Source organism: Lactiplantibacillus sp. 3062 (assembly GCF_055413545.1).
Map to the genome: position 1 here is coordinate 78281 of NZ_JBVAYE010000002.1, position 15645 is coordinate 93925.

Annotated in this window: 15 protein-coding genes; all 15 read left to right on the forward strand. The window is 45.4% G+C overall.

All coding sequences use genetic code 11. The features are described 5' to 3' along the window. Positions 1-184 precede the first annotated feature (184 nt). Entirely contained in the window at positions 185-373 is a 189-nt protein-coding gene (rpsU, locus tag ACWQAU_RS03350) for a 30S ribosomal protein S21 (RefSeq protein ID WP_003638914.1), read from the forward strand. A 41-nt stretch (positions 374-414) separates the two neighbouring features. After that, positions 415-858: a GatB/YqeY domain-containing protein gene (locus ACWQAU_RS03355; RefSeq protein ID WP_003640683.1), complete on the forward strand. Its 444-nt coding sequence runs from the start codon at positions 415-417 to the stop codon at positions 856-858. Positions 859-1190: 332 nt separating this feature from the next. Continuing rightward, on the forward strand, positions 1191-2168 hold the full coding sequence (locus tag ACWQAU_RS03360) for a PhoH family protein (protein ID WP_003644473.1): 978 nt from the start codon (positions 1191-1193) through the stop codon (positions 2166-2168). 9 nt (positions 2169-2177) lie between these two features. After that, positions 2178-2657, forward strand: a complete 480-nt coding sequence (gene ybeY / locus ACWQAU_RS03365) for an rRNA maturation RNase YbeY (RefSeq protein WP_003640681.1) — start codon at positions 2178-2180, stop codon at positions 2655-2657. Further along, a complete protein-coding gene (locus tag ACWQAU_RS03370; protein ID WP_003640680.1) occupies positions 2641-3057 on the forward strand; it encodes a diacylglycerol kinase family protein in 417 nt (138 codons plus the stop codon). Before ybeY ends, ACWQAU_RS03370 begins: the two co-directional genes overlap by 17 nt. Before the next feature lie 40 nt (positions 3058-3097). Beyond that, the gene (era, locus tag ACWQAU_RS03375; RefSeq protein ID WP_003640679.1) at positions 3098-4006 is read left to right on the forward strand and encodes a GTPase Era; all 909 of its coding nucleotides are present in this window, start codon (positions 3098-3100) and stop codon (positions 4004-4006) included. Positions 4007-4036: 30 nt separating this feature from the next. Then, on the forward strand, positions 4037-4813 hold the full coding sequence (gene recO / locus ACWQAU_RS03380; RefSeq protein WP_003644472.1) for a DNA repair protein RecO: 777 nt from the start codon (positions 4037-4039) through the stop codon (positions 4811-4813). A 322-nt stretch (positions 4814-5135) separates the two neighbouring features. Next, positions 5136-6035, forward strand: coding sequence for a glycine--tRNA ligase subunit alpha (gene glyQ, locus ACWQAU_RS03385; RefSeq protein WP_003640677.1), 900 nt, complete (start codon positions 5136-5138; stop codon positions 6033-6035). Continuing rightward, positions 6035-8119 (forward strand): glycine--tRNA ligase subunit beta, encoded by a 2085-nt coding sequence (gene glyS, locus ACWQAU_RS03390; RefSeq protein ID WP_027821983.1) that lies wholly within the window; start codon positions 6035-6037, stop codon positions 8117-8119. The genes glyQ and glyS overlap by 1 nt, the downstream gene beginning before the upstream one ends. A gap of 256 nt (positions 8120-8375) precedes the next feature. Continuing rightward, positions 8376-10256 (forward strand): DNA primase, encoded by a 1881-nt coding sequence (gene dnaG, locus ACWQAU_RS03395; RefSeq protein WP_027821982.1) that lies wholly within the window; start codon positions 8376-8378, stop codon positions 10254-10256. Between the two features lie 81 nt (positions 10257-10337). Further along, a complete protein-coding gene (gene rpoD, locus ACWQAU_RS03400; protein WP_003640674.1) occupies positions 10338-11444 on the forward strand; it encodes an RNA polymerase sigma factor RpoD in 1107 nt (368 codons plus the stop codon). A 757-nt stretch (positions 11445-12201) separates the two neighbouring features. Next, positions 12202-12591 carry a GntR family transcriptional regulator gene (locus tag ACWQAU_RS03405; protein WP_003645984.1) on the forward strand — a complete coding sequence of 130 codons (390 nt, stop codon included), beginning with the start codon at positions 12202-12204 and terminating at the stop codon, positions 12589-12591. Next, entirely contained in the window at positions 12575-13468 is an 894-nt protein-coding gene (locus tag ACWQAU_RS03410) for an ATP-binding cassette domain-containing protein (RefSeq protein ID WP_003640669.1), read from the forward strand. Before ACWQAU_RS03405 ends, ACWQAU_RS03410 begins: the two co-directional genes overlap by 17 nt. Position 13469: 1 nt before the next feature. Continuing rightward, entirely contained in the window at positions 13470-14540 is a 1071-nt protein-coding gene (locus ACWQAU_RS03415) for a hypothetical protein (RefSeq protein ID WP_013355596.1), read from the forward strand. Next, complete coding sequence (locus ACWQAU_RS03420) at positions 14537-15595, forward strand: hypothetical protein (RefSeq protein WP_027821981.1); 1059 nt, start codon at positions 14537-14539, stop codon at positions 15593-15595. The genes ACWQAU_RS03415 and ACWQAU_RS03420 overlap by 4 nt, the downstream gene beginning before the upstream one ends. Positions 15596-15645 lie beyond the last annotated feature (50 nt).

A 15645-nucleotide genomic window follows, 5' to 3' on the forward strand; every position in this document is an offset into this window, starting at 1 on the left:
GCGGGGGATGAAAACGATTTACTGTCCGAACTGACGTTGCTCTTAACGATTTATTTTAAGGAAATTGTAAACTTTGGTTGACGGCCTTTTTCAATTTATGTATAATTTACTAGAACAGTTGCGTTATGTGTAAGTATGCATAATTTAACGGTTACTTTTTGAGCTCGGAGGGAGGGAATTTAACATGGCAAAAACAGTCGTTCGTAAAAACGAATCTCTTGATGATGCTCTTCGTCGCTTTAAGCGTACCGTTTCAAAGAGTGGTACTTTACAAGAATACCGCAAACGGGAATTCTACGAAAAACCAAGTGTGAAGAAGAAGTTAAAATCTGAAGCAGCACGTAAGCGTAAGAACCGTCGTCGTTTCAAGTAATTAGTATTGATTACTAATGACCTAACGAGGAGGGAAAACCAATGAGTTTAATCGATACACTCAATGGTGATCTAAAAGCTGCGATGAAGGCACGCGATAAGCAAGCCCTCAGCGTTATACGGATGCTTAAGTCAGCATTGATGAATGAACAAATTAATGTTGGCCATGATTTAACGGCTGATGAGGAAGTAAGCGTGCTCTCACGTGAACTGAAACAACGGCGCGAATCATTAAGTGAATTCGAAAATGCGGGTCGTCAAGATTTAGTCGACGGCGTTAAAGCAGAAATTGCAATTGTTGAGCAGTACATGCCAAAACAATTGTCGGACGAAGAAGTTCAACAGATTGTTGCTGACACCATTCAACAAGTCGGAGCTACTGGTAAAGGTGACTTTGGCAAGGTGATGGGGGCAGTGATGCCAAAACTTAAGGGTCAGGCGGATGGCAAGCTGATCAACCAAACAGTTAAATCATTATTGAATTAACGGTTAACCGGAGAAATTTTTCTCCGGTTTTTTTGTTTCTTCTGGTTGATCAGAAATGCAGTACCGGTTGTTCGGATTAAGTATCAGCAATGGGTGCAGGGACTGATCTAACTGGGCTTACGTTGATTGATAGCGTGCCAATTTAATCGCTCGAAAGAAAAATGCTGTTCAGAAAATCGTTGTCGAATGTCGAGGCGTCCTTGTACTGGTTCGATGGGGGCTTTTATGCTATGATTAACTAACAAATACCTGCTGAAATCAGCGTGGTTATCACGCTAACTGCGGGTGCCATTATTAAATAATGGTGATTAAATCTGTCAATAAAGGAGTCCATGTTTTTGACCGAAAACTCAAAATATGAACAAAAATTTCTCATTGCTGATCCGGCCCAGTCAGTCGCGTTATTAGGACCAGAAGACGCCCACTTAGCTTTGCTTGAGGATGGATTACACGTTCAATTGCACGTGTTTGGGGATCAAATGACGATCAGCAGTGATGACGAGGTTGCTGTTCATAATACGCAAGCAGTACTAGATAATTTAACGAGTTTAATTAAACAAGGTATTCAGATTGGGGCGCCAGATGTTATTAGCGCTATTAAGATGGTCAACCGGGGGACTTTGGATTACTTTAAAGACCTCTATTCAGAGACCTTAATTAAGGACAATCGTGGACGGCCCATTCGTGTCAAAAACTTTGGTCAGCGGCAGTATGTGCAAGCCGTTGCTAAAAGTGATATTACGTTTGGTATTGGTCCAGCCGGGACTGGGAAGACCTATCTTGCCGTTGTGATGGCAATTGCAGCCTTAAAACGGGGCGATGTCGAGAAGCTGATTTTGACGCGGCCAGCGGTTGAAGCTGGTGAGAGTCTTGGCTTTCTACCTGGTGATTTAAAGGAAAAAGTCGATCCGTACCTGCGGCCAATTTATGATGCGTTGTACGATATTTATGGCGCTGAACATACGCAGCGCTTAATGGATCGTGGTATCATCGAAATCGCACCGCTGGCTTATATGCGGGGACGGACGCTTGACCATGCGTTCGTCATCTTGGATGAAGCACAGAATACGACGAATGCCCAGATGAAGATGTTTTTGACGCGGCTAGGTTTCGGTGCCAAGATGATTGTTAATGGTGATATCTCACAAATTGATTTACCACACCATACTAAGAGTGGCTTGATTCAAGCCGAACAGATTTTGGGCGGCATTAGCAATGTCGCGTTCGTTAAATTTACGGCGGATGATGTGGTCAGAAATCCGGTCGTTGCCAAGATTATTACGGCGTACGACCGTGTGGAACAACGCTAGGGGGCACTTATGGATTTAGAATTATACGACCAAACAACAACGGGAGCGCAGCCAGAACAGTTGCAATTGATTCGGGATTTAATTGATCTTGCTGGTCAGACGTTAAAGTTACGGGATGATACCGAGGTCTCGGTGACCCTGATGAATAACGATGCTATTCAAAAAATCAATGAACAGTATCGGGGTGTCGATCGTCCAACTGATGTTATTAGTTTTGCGATGCACGACGATGACGAGGATGATTTGATTGTGATGGATCCGGAGATGGCGGCGGAAATGCCACTAAATCTCGGGGATATTATGATATCAGTTGATAAGGTTAGCGAACAAGCCGCTTTTTTGAACCATTCGGAGGCGCGCGAGCTAGGTTACTTGGTCGTTCACGGCTTTTTACATTTAAATGGGTATGATCATCTTCAGCCAGCGGATGAAACCGAAATGTTTACATTGCAACGCCAGATTCTGGACGCTTATGGCCTCGAAAAATAGACCAGATCGGCTACAGGTTGGCAAAAATCACTCGTTTTGGCAGTCCTGGCTACACGCGTGGACTGGGCTTAAAACGGTTGTGATTGAAGAACGTAATATGCGAACACACCTTGTACTGGGGGCGGTGGCCTTGTTTGCTGGCTGGTGGGTTCACTTGAGCGTTAACGAATGGCTGTGGCTAGCATTAGCGATTTTTCTGGTCATCTTATGTGAAATTAACAATACGATTGCAGAAAATCTGTCCGATATGATCACTGGGCCTAATTTCAGTCCCCTAGCTAAAAAAATTAAGGACATTGCGGCTGGTGCGGTAGTGTTTGCCGCGGCCTTTGCCGTCTTAGTTGGGTTAGTGTTGTTTGCACCTAAAATTTGGAACTTAATTGTCAGTTGGTTAAACTAGTAATTGGTTAACGATTGGACAAGATTGAAAGGAATTAATTATGGCAGAACAACAAGCATTTCATTCCGGCTTTGTGGCGATTATTGGTCGTCCCAATGTCGGTAAATCAACACTATTGAATCGGGTCGTTGGGCAAAAAGTCGCCATTATGTCTGACAAAGCCCAAACGACGCGGAACCGTATCCAGGGGATTTATACCACTGCGGATACGCAGATGGTCTTCATTGATACCCCTGGGATTCACAAACCGCATAGTCGATTAGGTGACTTTATGGTCAAGTCCGCCTTGTCAACTTTGGGTGAAGTGGATGCCGTACTATTCATGATTAATGCGGACGAACGGCGTGGTGCCGGGGATAACTTTATTATCGATCGTCTTAAAACGGTTAAACAACCGATTTATTTAGTGATTAATAAAATTGATCAAGTCCATCCAGATCATCTCTTGGAGATTATGGATCAGTATAAAGACGCTTTGCCGTGGAAGGAAGTTTATCCAATTTCCGCGCTTGAAGGAAATAACGTTGATGAACTACTGACGACCTTGAAGGGCCAATTGCCGGAAGGACCGCAGTATTATCCGTCCGACCAAATTACGGATCATCCAGAGCGGTTTATCATTTCTGAATTGATTCGTGAAAAGGTTCTTGAATTGACTCGTCAAGAAGTTCCCCATTCAACGGCGGTCGTGATTGATTCGATCAAACGTCAAGATGAAGAAAAAATTCACGTTCAGGCCACGATTATTATTGAACGGTCTTCGCAAAAGGGCATCATCATCGGTAAGGGTGGTAGCATGCTCAAGAAGATTGGCTCGTTAGCTCGGCGTGATATTGAACACTTACTTGGGGATAAGGTCTACCTTGAGCTCTGGGTAAAAGTCCAAGAGAACTGGAAGGACCGTCAAGACTTGCTAGCCAGCTATGGCTATCGGCAAGATGACTATTAGAATCGCTAGGTGATCCGGATGGCCCAACAAATGGTCACGAATTTTAACGGCATTTTGCTCTTTCGCCGGGACTACCGGGAACGCGATATGCTAATCAAGTTTTTAACTGCCGAGTATGGCAAGAAGATGTTTTTTATCCGCGGTGCGCGTCGGCGTGGCTTCAAAATGGCGGCGGAGTTATTGCCGTTCACGATGGGGGAATACGTTGGTGATTTACGTGATCAAGGTCTCTCGTATATTAATAGTGTCAAGTCAGTGCAGTATCTTGAACATATTAGTCAAGACATTGCTCTGAACGCTTATGCCACGTACGTTATGAACTTAATGGACGTCGCTTTTCCAGATAATCAACCGGTGGGGCGGTGGTACCAACAGTTGACCAGTGCGCTGCAACTGATTGATCAAGATGTGGCCCCCGCGCTGGTGGCTAACGTGGTCGAAATTCAGTTATTGCAACCGTTTGGGGTGGCCCCAGAGTTGCGTTGGTGTACGGTTTGCGGTCGAAGTGATTTACCGTTAGATTATTCTGAAAGTTACGGCGGTTTGCTCTGTCAACAGCACTGGCATTTGGATCCCCACCGCTTGCATGCTAGTCCAGCAGCGATCTTTTATCTACGTCAGTTTTCCGTGTTGGATTTGGCTAAGGTTCATTCGATCAAGGTCAAACCGCGGACAGCGGCGGAGTTACGCCGGATTTTGGATGAAATCTATCAGAACTCAGTGGGCGTTCGATTGAAATCTAAACGCTTCATCGATCAGATGGGCAGTTGGTACCAACCGTTGGCGCCCCGGAAGAATGAGGATTGACAAACGAACGACCATCAGCTATGATGATGAAGAACTGAATAGTTAAGTGTTGATGAGAGAAGGTTAACGGATTCGACTTACAGTGAGACCGTGATGGTGAAAAACGGTCAGTCAAAGTCGTTAATTGGCGCTTTCGGAGCTTTAATACCGTGTAATTAAGCTGCTGAGGTTACTCAGAAGTAGGGTGGAACCGCGAAACCAATCGTCCCTATGTCGTTATTGTCGACGACAGGGGACTTTTTTTGTGCCATAAGTCTGGGAATAGCGATGCCCCTGTTTCAAAGCCATCAGCCGTTCAGTCACTAATTTTGGGAGGATACTAATGAGCAAAAAGTTATCAGTGCAAGAGATTATCTTAACCTTGCAAAAGTTTTGGTCGGATCAAGGTTGTATGTTAATGCAATCATATGATACAGAAAAAGGGGCCGGAACGATGAGCCCCTACACGTTCTTACGGGCAATCGGTCCCGAACCATGGAACGCGGCGTACGTTGAACCTTCACGTCGGCCTGCTGATGGTCGGTATGGTGAGAACCCCAACCGGTTGTACCAACACCACCAATTCCAAGTGGTCATGAAACCCTCACCAGAAAACGTGCAGGATTTATACTTACAAAGCTTGGAAAAACTTGGCATTAACCCGCTAGAACACGATATTCGTTTCGTGGAAGATAACTGGGAAAACCCATCAATGGGTTGTGCCGGTGTTGGTTGGGAAGTTTGGCTCGACGGGATGGAAATCAGCCAATTCACGTACTTCCAACAAGTTGGTGGTCTTGAAGTTGATCCCGTCACTTCTGAAATCACCTATGGTTTGGAACGACTCTCATCTTACATTCAGGATGTAAACTCCGTATTTGACCTTGAATGGGGCGATGGCGTGAAGTATGGCGACATCTTCTTGGAACCAGAATTTGAAAATTCTAAGTACGCTTTTGAAGATAGCAACGAAGAATTATTATTAATGTTATTTGATGAATATGAAAAGGAAGCCAAGCGGCAAATTAAGAACGGCTTAGTTCACCCCGCGTACGACTACTGTCTTAAATGTAGTCATACCTTCAACTTGATGGATGCTCGCGGTATGGTTTCAGTCACGGAACGTGCCGGCTATTTAGATCGAATCCGAAACATGGCGAAGTCGATTGCCAAGGAATTCGTGGCGCAACGTGAAAAACGTGGCTTCCCGTTATTAAAACACGCACAGGAGGAGACGAAATAATGGCGAAAACTTATTTACTTGAAATTGGTTTGGAAGAAATGCCGGCCCACGTCGTTACACCGAGTGTGTTACAACTTAAAGAACGAATGGTCAAGTTCTTAAAGGATGCCCGGCTTGATTTTGAAGATGTTAAAACCTTCTCAACACCACGCCGGTTAACGGTTCAGGTGTTAGGCTTAGCTGACAAGCAGGCTGATGTGAAAAAAGAAGTTCGGGGTCCAGCTAAGAAGATTGCTCAGGATGCGGATGGCAACTGGACAAAGGCAGCGATTGGTTTTTCTAAGGGCCAAGGGGCGTCAACTGATGACATCGTCTTTAAAGATGTTAAGGGTACCCCGTATGTCTTTGTACAAACCTTTACGGCCGGTAAAACGGCGGCCGAAGTGTTGGCGGCCGGAATCAAGGATGTTATCACCAAGATGAATTTCCCAACGATGATGAAGTGGTCGACGTACAGTTTCAAGTATATTCGGCCGATTCGTTGGATCGTGTCATTATTAGATGACGAGGTTGTGCCGGTTCAAATTCTGGACGTTGCGGCTGGCCGTGTTTCACGAGGCCACCGTTTCTTGGGCCATGACGTTGAAATTGCTACTGCTGCGGACTATGAAGCTGACTTAGCTAGTGTTCAAGTTATTGCGGATGCCGCTAAACGTAAGGCAACGATTCGTGAACAGATCGCAGCCTTGGCGAATGAACGCGACTGGCAAATCAAAGTTAATGAAGACTTGTTGGAAGAAGTTAATAACTTGGTGGAATATCCAACTGCATTTGCGGGAGATTTTGATACCAAATACTTAACGATCCCGGATGAAGTCTTGATTACTTCGATGCGTGATCATCAACGGTTCTTCTACGTAACGGATGCCGAGGATAACTTATTACCACACTTTGTTTCCGTTCGAAACGGGAACACGGATCACTTGGAAAACGTGGCTTTAGGTAATCAAAAAGTATTGACGGCACGCTTAGAAGATGCAGCTTTCTTCTATCATGAAGATCAACAACACTCGATTCAAGAATATGTGGAACGACTCAAAAAGGTTAGCTTCCATGATAAAATCGGGACGATGTATGAGAAGATGCAGCGGGTCATGGTTATCAGTGATTTTTTGGCTGATCGGTTTGGTTTGACTGAGACTGAAAAGAACCAACTCCACCGGGCAGCGCAAATCTATAAATTTGATTTAGTGACAGGGATGGTTGGCGAATTCCCTGAATTACAAGGGGTCATGGGTGACAAGTATGCTGTCTTGAAGGGTGAAGATCCAGCAGTCGGTCAAGCTATTCGTGAGCATTACATGCCAATCAGCGCTGATGGCGACTTACCTAAGTCCAAGGTCGGCGCGGTGTTAGCTATTGCGGACAAAGTTGATTCCATTACGAGCTTCTTTGCCGTTGGCTTGACTCCTAGTGGCTCTAATGATCCGTTTGCTTTGCGTCGTCAAGCGTTTGGAATCGTACGGATCGTACGGGAACAAGGTTGGGATTTCCCAATTCGTCAACTCGAGGCCGATATTCAAAAGGAATTAGTGGCCCATGATGCTACGTACAACTTAGACTTCGAAAAGCAAACGGCACCAGTTGCTGATTTCTTAACGGATCGCGTCAAACAATGGTTTAACAACCGTAAGATTCGCTACGATATCGTCGATACGGTTATCAAAGGGAGTCGTCAGGATATCCGTGAAATGTTCAAAGCAGCCGGTGTGCTGAATGCGCATCAAGATGATCCGCAGTTTAAGGACACAATTGAAGCCTTTACTCGTCTGTTGCGGATCACGGCGAAAGCTAAGCTGGCAGCCGGTGATTTGACTGTTGATCCAAGTTTATTTGAAAATGAAGCGGAACAACACTTGTACGATGCTGTTCTTGAATTGCAAAAGCAATTTACCCCAGCGATGAGCATGGAGGACCGTTTCAAAGCCCTGGCCGCCTTACGACCATTGATCGTCGATTACTTTGAACAGACGATGGTGATGAGTAAGGATGAAAAGGTGCGGGATAATCACTTAAAGCAACTCTTGACGATCGCCCAAATGATCAACGTGATGGGTGACTTGAATCAATTAATCGTTAAATAAGCACGGACTGTGGATAATCAAAAGAAGTTACAGCAAGCGCGCTGTAGCTTCTTTTTTAGCTTGCTGACAAACAAATTTGACAAATGTGTCTAATAAGGGCAACTTATTATTGCACTGCTGTCAAACTTGTGGTAATATATATTCTGTAAAAGTTTGCACGCACAAAGTCGCATCCAAATTTCGTGATGCGGCTTTTGATTGCGGCAATGATTTGGTTGGTTTGTCAGACTTTAGTTAGTAGAAATGGGGTGGCAAAGTGGCCAATCGAATTCCCGAGGAAAAGGTTGAGCAAGTCCGCTCAGCAGTCAACATTGCGGATTTTATTGGACAATACGTTCAGTTGAAGAAGGCTGGTAAGAATTTATTTGGCCTGTGTCCCTTTCACGAAGAGCGCACGCCATCCTTTTCGGTCAATGAGCAAAAGCAGATTTTTCACTGTTTTAGCTGTGGCCGTGGGGGCAACGTGTTCAGCTTCATTATGGATCTCGAAAACTTGTCTTTTCCGGAAGCAGTCGTCAAGGTGGCCGATTTTGGGCACATTGACTTGCCGGCGAGCTATACGGCGCAGTCACAACCGGCCGCACCTAAGGATCAGCAACAAGCCGATCTGTTAAAGTTGTACGCGGATAGCGCTAAGATGTATCAACATATTTTAGTGAATACTGAACTGGGTGAACCGGCGCTTAAGTACTTGCACGAGCGCGGGCTGGATGATGAGACGATTAAAACATTTGGTATCGGCTATGCACCTGCTAATCAGCTCTTGTTAGATTTTTTTAAAGAACACCAGACCGACTACCAACTACTACGGCAGTCGGGACTGTTCATTGAAAATCAAGCGGGTGACTTACGTGATCGCTTCGTTGACCGGGTCTTGTTTCCGATTAAAGACGCGAGTGGTCGGGTGATTGCTTTCTCAGGTCGAATCCTCAAAAAATCACCTAATGAACCTAAGTATTTGAATAGTCCGGAAACGAAGCTGTTCAACAAGCGTTCAGTATTATTTAACTTTGACTTAGCACGGGGCCCCATTCGACAACAAAAGTCAGTGGTGCTGTTTGAAGGCTTTATGGATGTGATTGCGGCTTATCGTTCTGGTATTCAGAACGGGGTCGCATCAATGGGGACGAGCTTAACTGATGAGCAGATTTACATGCTTGAGCGCGTTACCGACACCTTATATGTCTGTTACGATAGCGATATGCCGGGGCAAAAGGCGACTGATCGTGCTCTGAAATTGCTAGGTGGTAACAGTCGCCTTAATCTGGGTGTAATCCAAATGCCTGATGGGATGGATCCCGACGAGTATTTGCGTGCTCAGGGGCAGGAGAAGTTTGTCCAAGTATTTGAAGACGGTAAGCAAACGCCCACTGCATTTGAAATGCAGTATTTAAAACATGATTTGAACTTGCAAAACACGCCCGATCAATTGACTTATTTACAGGCGGTTTTGCAACAATTAGCACAACTGTCCTCTAGTGTCGAACAGGATTTATATTTAAACCAATTAGTGGCGGAGTTTGATCTTGATAAGGATGATTTAAAGCAACAGTTACGATCACTGGTCGGTCAGCAGGCCGTTCGACGTGGTGGTGGTCACTCGGATGAAACGCAAGTAGCTCCGCCACCAGCACCTGCGCCGCTAGGGCCTCCCCCAGCCACGGTGGATGGCAGTACGAACAGTGGCCCGTTAAGTCGGGTAGAGAAAGCGGAGCGGTTGTTACTGTACCGTTTGTTGAATGACCACGATGTTTGGTTACGAGTGATGGCGATTGCTGGTTTTCATTTTGTTCATGATTCGTATCAACAAATCTTGGTGTATGCGGAGGCTTATTTTAAAACGCATAATCAATTTGATTTGGGCAACTTTACGGATTTTATGACGGATTCAGATTTACAGCCTGTCGTCACGAGTTTGGAATTTATGGACGTTGCCAATGAATCTTCCAAGGAAGAGATTGCTGATCTAGTCAATGTGATCATGAATCAACAGCCGCTGGTAGAACAAATCAACAGTAAGAAGGCCGAGTTAATGGCAGCCAAGCAGATCGGTAATCGTGATTTGGTTCAGCAGTTAACGTTGGCATTAATTGACCTATATCGGCAACAACAGCAGGTCCAACGAGCTGATAACTAGGCGTGAAAATGATATACTTAAGGTTGGCTCGGTATTGCAACCGATCAGCTGGTAGATGCATACTAAATAGGAGGCTACTACATGGCAAAGGCAAAAGCAACGACGGAATACGACAAAGCCGTTAAAGCATTAATTAAGGAATATAAGAAAACTGGTAGCATTCAATATGATGAATTATCAGATAAATTAGCAGCGCCTTACAAACTAGATGCTAGTGGCATTGATAAATTATTACAAAAGGTTGAAGATGCTGGGATTAGTGTTGTTGATGAAAAAGGTGATCCTGATGCTCGAGCGGTCAAAAGTGTCAAAAAAGTTTCTAAGAAGGAACTTAGTGACGCTGGCTCGGCTTCTGGAATTAAAATCAATGATCCCGTGCGGATGTATTTGAAAGAAATTGGTCGTGTCGACTTATTAACGGCTGACGAAGAAGTCGCTTTAGCACTCCGAATCGAACAAGGTGATGAATCTGCCAAGCAAGAATTAGCCGAAGCCAACTTACGGTTGGTCGTTTCGATTGCCAAACGTTACGTGGGTCGGGGAATGCAATTCCTTGATTTGATTCAAGAAGGTAACATGGGGCTAATGAAGGCCGTTGAAAAGTTTGATTACCGTAAAGGATTCAAGTTCTCAACGTACGCGACTTGGTGGATTCGCCAAGCAATTACGCGGGCAATTGCTGACCAAGCGCGGACCATTCGGATTCCAGTGCACATGGTCGAAACTATTAACAAATTAATTCGAATTCAACGGCAACTGTTACAAGATTTAGGGCGCGAACCAACTCCTGAAGAAATTGGGGCTGAAATGGACATGCCAACGGAAAAGGTTCGTGAAATCTTGAAGATCGCACAAGAACCCGTTTCATTGGAAACGCCAATTGGTGAAGAGGACGATTCACACTTAGGTGACTTCATCGAAGACCAAGACGCAACCTCACCAGCGGATGCCGCGGCTTATGAATTGTTGAAAGAACAACTGGAAGGTGTCCTTGATACCTTGACGGACCGGGAAGAAAACGTCTTACGCTTACGGTTCGGACTTGATGATGGTCGGACCCGGACACTGGAAGAAGTTGGAAAAGTCTTCGGTGTGACCCGTGAACGGATCCGCCAAATCGAAGCCAAGGCGCTACGGAAGTTACGCCACCCATCACGTAGTAAACAGTTAAAAGATTTCTTGGAATAATCACCAGATGATGACGTCTGACTAACCAGCTAAAGGTGCTGATTGGTCAGGCGTTTTTTTTGCTTATGTAGATGTTAAAACGTGGTGGACACTGATTTAAGCCGCAACCCACGTCTTAATGCCATATTGACGAAACGTGTTCGGGTCCGATGAGCCTTCCGGGTAGCGACGCGATGAGTTTACCGCTTAACGCCTTAGTTGGGCTAATCCTCAGTCTCAAGCCGTCTGAACCACACACTCTGGCAGTGCTGAGCATTGGCCGAAATGCCTTCCAGTTGGGAAGGTATTCGAATGGCTGACAGGGATGTCCCCAACTTTTGCTGGCTTGGTCGTTGCTATTTTAGAGACAGCAATTTTATCAGTAACTGTCAGTTTGATAATCGAACTGTGATTCGTTCATTAATTCTCAGTCACCATATTATGACTGAGATTCCAAACAACTGAGACCACATTAACGTTTGTTCAATGTTCCAAGCAGTAATTGAATTCGGCGACCAATTGCACTAAGTTGAGTGGCCGTTCATCTGTCATGCGAGCAGGGGTCCCGGAGGTCGGAATAGGATGAACAAGCACTGATGAACTGGCAACCAAATTTAAGACTCTTTTCAGTAATTTGGCATACTGTAATGATGTCGCACTCACGTTTGAGGTAATCATTTTGTGCCAGGAATATGATTGTTGAGTTGTCAAACTCAAATTAGTATGTTAGTGTACTAGTTGTAGTAATACACGTAGTACACAATACCGAGGTGATAAAATGCCGTTTGCAACTAATGGGGCACCGTATTACGAACAGTTAGTTATGCAGATTAAGCAGCAGATCGTTCAGGAAGTCTTACGACCAGGGGATCAATTGCCTTCAATTCGAGCAATGGCGTCAGAAATGCACCTTAATCCGAACACGGTCAGTAAGGCTTATCAAATCTTGGAGCATCAGCGAGCCGTGTATACTGTAAAAGGTCGGGGGACGTTTGTGAGTGAATCGAGTCAGATTGCAACTGATTCGAATGCGGTTGATGATCTTCAGACGCGCTTACAATCACTGTTAACGGAAGCACAATTTTTAGGAATCAGTGCGCAGCAAGTTCAGGCGTGGGTGACCACGGCTTATCAAAAGGGGGAGTCACGGGATGAGTATCCAAGTTAAAGCATTAAGTAAGCGGATTGATAATCGTGAAATATTAAGGGGGATTACTTTTACTTGGCAGCCAGGTCGAATCGTTGGGTTGGTCGGGCGGAACGGCGTTGGAAAGACGACGCTCTTTCGGACGATGGCTGATCACTATTTGGCGGACGAAGGCGAATTAGTGATTGAGGGGCAGTCGACTTTGCAGCAACCATACTGTCGGCAAAAATTATTTTATATTGATACACAACGTCACTTTTTTGGTGGTCAACGGTTGCGACAGATCATAACGACATACGCGTTGGCTTACGATGACTTTGACCAATCGCAACTAACAGCGTTATTAGCGGCCGAGCATTTATCAACCAAAAGCTACTACCAGCGGTTATCAAAGGGTCAGCAGATGTTATTTCAAATCTTGCTAGCGTTAGCGAGTCACGTGCCATATATTATTTTGGATGAGCCGTTTGATGGTTTGGATATCATCGTGCGCGAGCGGATTGTAGCCTATATGGTTGAGGAGGTCGCCGAACACGGCGTCAGTTTCTTGATTTCATCACATAATCTTGATGAACTTGACGGTTTATGCGACCAAGTGCTGTTTTTGCAACATCATGAATTAGTTGCTGATTACGACCTAGAAAGTTTACGGGCAACGGCCCGCAAGTTTCAGCTTGTTTTTGCAGATAAGCATATACCAGCGGTTGTGAAAGAGCATGGGCAGCTGATTAAAGTTTACGGTCGGGTCTTAGAAGTGTACTTTGCGGACTACACGCCGACAATTGAGACAGCGCTCCAACAAAATCAACCATTGATGATGGCCGTCCAGCCGTTGACCATTACAGATGTTTTCCGAGTTAAATTGGGCGACCGGCAAGCTGTTTGGGGTGGTGTGTAGAATGGCAACTGTAAAATTGAGACGGTTATGGTGGCAACAAAATCGGCCTTGGGTGCGACTTGTGACGGCAACGTGTCTGTTAGTGAGCTTATTAATGGCAATTAATGTGACACATACTTGGCAGGTGGAACATGCCCGGAGTGTACGTGGTGAACGGATCAACGCTGCGGATTTTGTTAAACACCCGAAAGACTATAAAGTTGCCGGTCGTCCGGCGGTTAGCCTGCATGTTTATTATGAACATCTTGACCAGTTTTTTTGGCCTGGCGAATACACTTCTACGGATCCCAATCAGGCAGTGCGGGCCCAACAACCCAACCGTTTGTATTATGTTTTGGGACTCGTCAGCGGTTTGCTGCTTGCATTCTGGGGTCGTCGCACACACCGCTTCGAGTTTATGGCTAGTTTAGGTGTTACGCGTTGGCAAATTTGGTGGCAACAGCTGCGGCTCGGGCTGCTATTAATGGTCACCGTTTTTGTAAGTCAAGTGATTTATTATGGCTGGATCACGGCTGCAATCCCCCAAGTTTATCAGCAATACCGTAACGGGGCCGCCCTCTTGGGAAGTAGTGTGGCAGTGACGATGGTCAGTGGGTGCCTAATTATGCTTGCTTGGCTGGTGGGGAGCTTTAATCAGCGGTTATGGTTAGCAATCCTGATCAGCACTCTGACCTGGCGTTGGGCGTCGGGAATGTTAACGCGGACAAATATGTGGTTGCGGTGGTTTCACATTCAGTCGTTGCCTAGTATCTGGTTACATGTTCACTACGGGGTAGCGGCAATCATGGCATTAGTGGGCTTGCTGATGCTACTAGGATTAACTTGGATGGCCTGTCGTCAATGGTCAGCGGATATCACCACATTGCGGCAACAATCGCTATTTAATGGGGTTATCGCCAGTGCTTTGATTAGTTTGAGTATTGGCTCAACACTTGGGGACATCCTACTACTGCCTTTGATGGGAACAATTGCGCCGTGGTATGAATTGGTCGGAATCGTGCTGACTATGATGGCAATGCTCGTCTATCGTGCTGGCCGTCGTTACCATCAACTGGGGGAAGTTGTGAGATGAATAAAAAATTGGGGCACTTGATTATTTGGCAGCATGCGCCACTTCTCATTGGTATGCTGATTTTGTTTATAGCACTGGGGGCGTGGACTGGCTTCAGAATGAATCAACACTGGCAAATGCTAGATCAGAATCATGACATGCTAATTTCAGGTCTTAAATACGACCACCGGCGGCAACAGTATCAGGATGTAGATGGCTTAGTAGCACCTTCGAAACAGCAGTACTTGAATCAATATTTACAAGTTTATCATGCTGATCGGCGGGGATTATTGGCGAATTTGCGCGTTGGGAGTAATGTTGAACCAAATGATTTTCTATGGGGAATCAGTATTTTAGTGGGCATAGCACTCATTGCCATTCCACGTTACCGGCATCAGAATGAGTGGTTACAGAGCTTAGGATTTCGCCGAGCAGCTATTTTTGGTGCGACGTTTTTGAGCTATAGTTTAACGACGATCATTGCGTATAGTTTGGCGAAATTAATGGTTCTGCTGGTGCTGGTACAGAATATTCCCGGAATTTATTTCGCGCAATTCAATTGGTGGGTCTGGGGCGGCAATGTAATCAGTACCACGCTCGTTGCACTGATTTTGATGACCGCTTCTGCATTAGTGTTATTGGTCACGCCTAACCTGGTAATGGCAATGCTCGTCGGCTATGCAGTCGTTAAACCAATCAGTTGGTTTGTATTGATACGGTCATTCGGTCAACCTGGTAATTATTTGTTGGCGTTCCTCAATCAACACTGGTTGTTGGGTATCGCAATTGGATGTCTAGTCTGGGGCTTGGGCGGGATACTTGGTCGGTATTTGAGCGCCCAGCAAATCACGGAGCGTGACCACCAAGCGATTTTGTTACCGGCTTGGCGGGTACCAATGCTGATAGGGTTGAGCATCATACTGACTAAATTGATTACCGACGTTATGCTGGCACCACAGACGAGTTGGTCATATGTAGCAGTAGTTTGGTCAGCAACATTAATTGGTCTGATTGCTTGGATTTATCAACCGCGCTGGAGTTGCTACTTTTGGCAAGTTGTGCGACAGTTACGCTAATATGATGAAATTAACAATTAATCGATAAAGCATCCAGCCGGTCAGTAATC

Bases quoted from the DNA above. Each gene is read 5' to 3' on its own strand.
- rpoD (WP_003640674.1), top strand. From the start codon at position 10,338: ATGGCAAAGGCAAAAGCAACGACGGAATACGACAAAGCCGTTAAAGCA.
- ACWQAU_RS03420 (WP_027821981.1), top strand. From the start codon at position 14,537: ATGAATAAAAAATTGGGGCACTTGATTATTTGGCAGCATGCGCCACTT.
- ACWQAU_RS03415 (WP_013355596.1), top strand. From the start codon at position 13,470: ATGGCAACTGTAAAATTGAGACGGTTATGGTGGCAACAAAATCGGCCT.
- ACWQAU_RS03370 (WP_003640680.1), top strand. From the start codon at position 2,641: ATGGCCTCGAAAAATAGACCAGATCGGCTACAGGTTGGCAAAAATCAC.
- glyQ (WP_003640677.1), top strand. From the start codon at position 5,136: ATGAGCAAAAAGTTATCAGTGCAAGAGATTATCTTAACCTTGCAAAAG.
- ACWQAU_RS03410 (WP_003640669.1), top strand. From the start codon at position 12,575: ATGAGTATCCAAGTTAAAGCATTAAGTAAGCGGATTGATAATCGTGAA.
- ACWQAU_RS03360 (WP_003644473.1), top strand. From the start codon at position 1,191: ATGTTTTTGACCGAAAACTCAAAATATGAACAAAAATTTCTCATTGCT.
- era (WP_003640679.1), top strand. From the start codon at position 3,098: ATGGCAGAACAACAAGCATTTCATTCCGGCTTTGTGGCGATTATTGGT.
- ACWQAU_RS03355 (WP_003640683.1), top strand. From the start codon at position 415: ATGAGTTTAATCGATACACTCAATGGTGATCTAAAAGCTGCGATGAAG.
- glyS (WP_027821983.1), top strand. From the start codon at position 6,035: ATGGCGAAAACTTATTTACTTGAAATTGGTTTGGAAGAAATGCCGGCC.
- rpsU (WP_003638914.1), top strand. From the start codon at position 185: ATGGCAAAAACAGTCGTTCGTAAAAACGAATCTCTTGATGATGCTCTT.
- recO (WP_003644472.1), top strand. From the start codon at position 4,037: ATGGTCACGAATTTTAACGGCATTTTGCTCTTTCGCCGGGACTACCGG.
- ybeY (WP_003640681.1), top strand. From the start codon at position 2,178: ATGGATTTAGAATTATACGACCAAACAACAACGGGAGCGCAGCCAGAA.
- ACWQAU_RS03405 (WP_003645984.1), top strand. From the start codon at position 12,202: ATGCCGTTTGCAACTAATGGGGCACCGTATTACGAACAGTTAGTTATG.